The sequence below is a fragment of the Mycobacterium sp. shizuoka-1 genome, from assembly GCF_002723835.1.
Lineage (GTDB): Bacteria > Actinomycetota > Actinomycetes > Mycobacteriales > Mycobacteriaceae > Mycobacterium.
Genome location: NZ_BEWG01000103.1, coordinates 1 through 4,451, shown reverse-complemented (window position 1 = coordinate 4,451; position 4,451 = coordinate 1). Strand labels below are relative to the sequence as shown.

At 61.5% G+C, this 4,451-nt stretch carries 3 protein-coding genes and 2 pseudogenes; 2 read left to right on the top strand and 3 right to left on the bottom strand.

The window, feature by feature from the left end; all coding sequences use genetic code 11:
* Nucleotides 1–12: 12 nt before the first annotated feature.
* Nucleotides 13–846: an MFS transporter gene (locus MSZK_RS25580; RefSeq protein ID WP_052773276.1), complete on the bottom strand. Its 834-nt coding sequence runs from the start codon at nt 844–846 to the stop codon at nt 13–15.
* A gap of 730 nt (nt 847–1,576) precedes the next feature.
* Between MSZK_RS25580 and MSZK_RS25575 the strand changes: the two genes are divergently transcribed.
* Nucleotides 1,577–2,470: an alpha/beta fold hydrolase gene (locus MSZK_RS25575; protein ID WP_158230643.1), complete on the top strand. Its 894-nt coding sequence runs from the start codon at nt 1,577–1,579 to the stop codon at nt 2,468–2,470.
* 586 nt (nt 2,471–3,056) lie between these two features.
* Here the strand turns inward: MSZK_RS25575 and MSZK_RS33625 are convergent.
* Nucleotides 3,057–3,206, bottom strand: a pseudogene (locus tag MSZK_RS33625) (IS1634 family transposase); the annotation flags it as partial.
* 77 nt (nt 3,207–3,283) lie between these two features.
* On the opposite strand from MSZK_RS33625, the pseudogene MSZK_RS25570 reads away from it, so the two are divergent.
* Nucleotides 3,284–3,610: pseudogene (locus tag MSZK_RS25570) on the top strand (transposase); the annotation flags it as partial.
* A 523-nt stretch (nt 3,611–4,133) separates the two neighbouring features.
* Here MSZK_RS25570 and MSZK_RS25565 read toward each other — a convergent pair.
* Nucleotides 4,134–4,361, bottom strand: coding sequence for an integrase core domain-containing protein (locus MSZK_RS25565; protein ID WP_371411389.1), 228 nt, complete (start codon nt 4,359–4,361; stop codon nt 4,134–4,136).
* Nucleotides 4,362–4,451 lie beyond the last annotated feature (90 nt).

The following is a 4,451-nucleotide window of genomic DNA, read 5'->3' as shown; positions in this document are numbered from 1 at the left end:
CGCTGGTCTTGATCAGAATTCGGATTCCTTGCAGATCATCTTCCGGGAAGGCACGCCCGCCCGGGATCCACAGGTTCTGATCATTGCTCTCGCGACCCCGATGGTCACGACTATCTCTCTCCAGAATTTTTTGATGCTAACCATCAATGGGTTGTGCACAACTGCATCACTCTTTTCGAGTGCCTCAAACGTGGGGGTCTCCTCGACTCCGAGGCGCAGCCACAGGGCTCCGAGAGTTGTGAATATGGCGAGAAGGAAGGGGATCCTCCATGCCCAAACGAAAATTTCTTCCTGAGTGAATACGGCTGACAGGACACCAATCGCTCCCGAGCTAAGCAATAGACCTCCAGCTGTACTTACCTGCTGCCAGCTTCCGTAGAGGCCGCGGTGCGCGGGCGGGGCCGACTCAACCATAAAGATGGCCGAGCCAGATGATTCGCCTCCAGCTGCGATGCCCTGGAGCAGGCGGAGAATTGTAAGTAGGATAGGCGCAGAAATTCCGATGGAGGCCTGGGTTGGCAGCACACCAATAAGTACCGTGCAAATACCGATGAGCAGGACTGAAGTAACGAGAGCCAAGCGCCGGCCGTAACGGTCTCCAATGTGGCCAAACAGCACGGCGCCCAGTGGCTTCGTGAGGTAGCCGGAGGCGAAGACGGCAAAGGTTAAGATCAACGCGCCGGTTCCGTTGTCAGAAAAGAAGAGCTTGGCGAGGATAACCGCCGAATAGCCATAAATCCCGATGTCATAACCCTCCAAGACATTACCGGCTGCGGCGGCGATGGCGGCACGGCGAGAGTGGGTACGTACCGACTCAGACTCGAATTTGGACAGTGTTTGTTTCATTGGTCAGTCTTCCTTCTCTAATAGGCGGAGGGTGAGAATGTCGAACTTCTCCATGTGTCTAATTCGCGATCACTGATGCATCCGACCACTTGAAGCGAAGTTGTGTCGAACACGCGACGGCATGTCGCGTCGCAGAAGCTTTTTGTCTCGCTCGAGAGCATTTTCACGTCGAAGGTCAATCTCTCTTCCTGGGGGAGATTGACCTGGCGCTGCATTCCAGTTGGAGCATGATGGCCTGTGGGCCACTGCCCTCTGTTAGGCAGAGAGTGACTCTGATGGGTGCTATCCACTCGCTCGTCGTTCGTCAATGGTTCCGCTCAATCCGGGCTTCGCAGCTCGTGGCGGTCGCCCGCCTACTCGATCGCGTTGACGCTGGCCAGGCGGCCCAGTGGAGCCGTGGAGAGCCAATGTCGAGTAGGCGCACGGATGTTGGTATGGCGCCTGGCAGCCAGCCGGTTGTGGTTGCTGTTGTATCGGCGTGTATTCACGTCAACCAAGGCGTACCAATCGGGATGGGCTCGGCGGGCCCCATCAGCAGCTGGCGCACAACGAGCGTCAACCGACGACCGGGATGTCGACGGCGATCGCGGGCGTTCAACTTGTCACCGGCGTTGAATCACGGATCCCTCTTGACAGAAGGCTTCTCTGTGTGACAGAAATGGCAGATACTCGCCCCATAGGCGAGCCAGTTGCTTTGATCAGGAGGCTTGAGTTGAACACAGACCTGTCCGTGAACTACATATCCGTCGGCGGAATCAGGACGCGCTATATCGATCAGGGCGAGGGTCCGGTCATCCTCCTGATCCACGGTGGCCACTCGGGTATGAGCATGCCGGGCGGCGGGGATGGTTGGGCTCCCGTCATCGCTCCTCTGGTCGACAAGGGCTTCCGCGTCGTGACCTTCGACAAGCTGGGGCAGGGAGAGACTGACCTCGCGCCGACGCATGCCGAGTGGACGTTCGATGCGGTGGTCAAGCACGCCAGGGGCTTCATCGACGCTCTGGGACTCGAGGACATGATTCTGGTCGGGCACTCGCGCGGTGGCCTGCTGGCGAGCAAGCTCGCTCTTGACATGCCGGAGTCGACCAAAGGTCTCTTCATCGTGTCGAGCGCGACGCTCGCTGGCACCGACGCTAAGTTCCGCGACGTTGAGTTCTACGACGCGATCACGCGTTCGCTTCCGGCGGACGCGTCTCCGGAGGAGATCTGCGGAGCCTACTTCCGTGCGCTGTACGTGACCCCGGTGCCGCAGGAACAAATCAATGCGGCCGCCGCTAAGTACGTCAAGGAGAACCACCAGAACGCCCTCAAGACCTACCCGATGGTTGAGAAGAAATACTGGGAGCCGAGTCTTCAGGCGGCGAAGGACGACATCCGCGCTCGCCTCTTCGCCGGCGAGGTCAATATTCCCGTCGAAGTCGTCTGGGGCCGCGACGATCGCTCGGCGCCGGTTGACCTGGGCATCGCCTTCTACCAGAAGCTCGCCCTCGTCTCGGAGACCACGAGCCTGCACATCCTGGGAACCGCGGGCCACAACGTCTTCGCGGAGCGAACCGAGGACTTCGTTCGAATCCTGGCGGACTACGCAGGCCGTCGCAGCGCCAGCTATGCGACGCGTCGTTGATGGTGATCCTGGGGAACTATCCCGCTTGACGGGGTCTTCGAGTCCGTGCCGGATTGGCGCAGCGCGCCCAGATCGTGCTGCTGGCTTCGGCGTGCGAGTCGAACACCGCGATCGCGGACAAACTGGCCTGTATCTCTTGAAGTGGCCCCCCTGTTCGTGTCCGGTTTCCGGCGACCACGGTGGGCTCTGGGAGAGGGGCCGAAGACAGCGGCGGTTTTCGGCTGGGCGTGATGTGCCCGTGAAAGAGATCGCGGCGCCCGTGGCTCCGTCCTCCCCGGACGAACCCGGTTGAGGGAATTGTTGCCCGGGCTGGTGTGCCGGTTGCGCTCAGCGCGCCGGGCCGGCCCGGCGCAGGCGCCGGATGACGCACAAGCGCGGGATCCTTCGGCGGGCGACAGCCGCAGGGCGGCCCGCATTGGGGCATGGCGGTCCTCCCGCGGGGTGGATTCTACCCCTGATTCCGCTCCCCCTTCCACGGGCCACTGGCTGGCCCCGCCAGAGGGGGCGGAGGAAGAAGCGGTCCCCATCGTGGAAGCCCTCGGCTGCGGCCGGTTCTGGGTCTGAGATCGGTGCCGGGCGGGGCTCACACTGGCCGGGCCTTCAGATCGGACTTGGTCATGCGGAAGGACGCCTCAACCTGCCACAGGTCGTGATACGCGCCGATCACCGCTGCTGCGGACATCTTCTCGGCGCCGGTGACCTTCAGGAACCTCGCCTTCTTCAGCGGCGTGCTGCCCGGGCAGGGACTGGGGAATTAACGGTGTATCCGGCTCGACACGCCGGGGCGGCAAGCCTGGCGGGAAGGAGCCCGATATGGCCGCAACACTTGAGGCTGTGCCGAGTACGAAAACCGTTGACGAACTGACAGAGAAATCCGAGGCCGAGGCTGCCCGCGAGCTGGTCAGGATGGCGAGGGAGCAGGGGCTGTCCCTGGCCGGTCCTGACGGACTGCTCAAGCAGCTGACCAAGACCGTCATCGAAACCGCCCTGGACGAGGAACTGACCGAGCACCTCGGTTATGAACGGCACGACACGGCGGCGAAGGATACTGCCAACTCGCGCAACGGAACGCGGTCCCAGACCGTGCTGACGGAGACGACAGGCCCGGTGCAGATCGACGTTCCGCGGGACCGGGAGGGGTGCCGATAGGCCCTGCTGCGAAGGTCCCGTGCTGCGTTGGCGCCGAGGATCAGCCCCCGATATACGGGGCGGTTTCTAGTGAACGTTGCGAATTAGATGTGTTTGCATCCGGTGTCCTAATCGTTGCATGGCTGCCCGTGGCGAGCGGTCGTTGAGACATGCTCGGGGCCTGTCGTTGAGTCCGTCGCAGACGTCATCGAGCTGGTCTAACTCCACACGTTCAGGTCCGTGCCCTTTGGAAAGTACTGCCGGAGCAGTACGGGGTCGCTTTAAGGGCCCTTCGCAGTTAAGCATGGTTGATGTCTCGGCCGGGCAGGGGCACTGACGGTCGGTGTTGTTGAAACCAAAGACCGGGCCGTGGAGAACGCGGCCTTGAAAGCTGCCGTTTCGTATTTGGCTGCGTCGATCGGGAGGTGCGCCCGGGCTTGTAGAGCCGCAGACCGTCCGTGCCGCAGGCCCATTCCGGTGGCGGACGGTGTGAGGTGTGTCAAGGATGTGAGACAGTCGGGTAGTTTCTTTTCGGTCAGGCAGCAGCGGGAAGCGGCTGGTTTCTGGTTGTGAAGTTGGCCATTGCTGTCGCGGGCGGCAGACCCTCGTTGTTGGTGTGAGGGCGCCAGCGGTTGTAGAACACTTCGATGTAGCGCATGGTCGCCCGTCTGGCGTCCTGGCGGGTGGTGAAGCTGTGGTGATGGTAGAACTCGTTTTTCAGGGATGAGAACAGCGATTCTGCGACTGCATTGTCCCAGCACACCTGTTGCCCGTCATTGAGCGTGACGATGTTGTCGTCATCGGTGGTGATGATGACGGATCGATGAGAACAGCCCCGCTCGGTGTTTTGAGC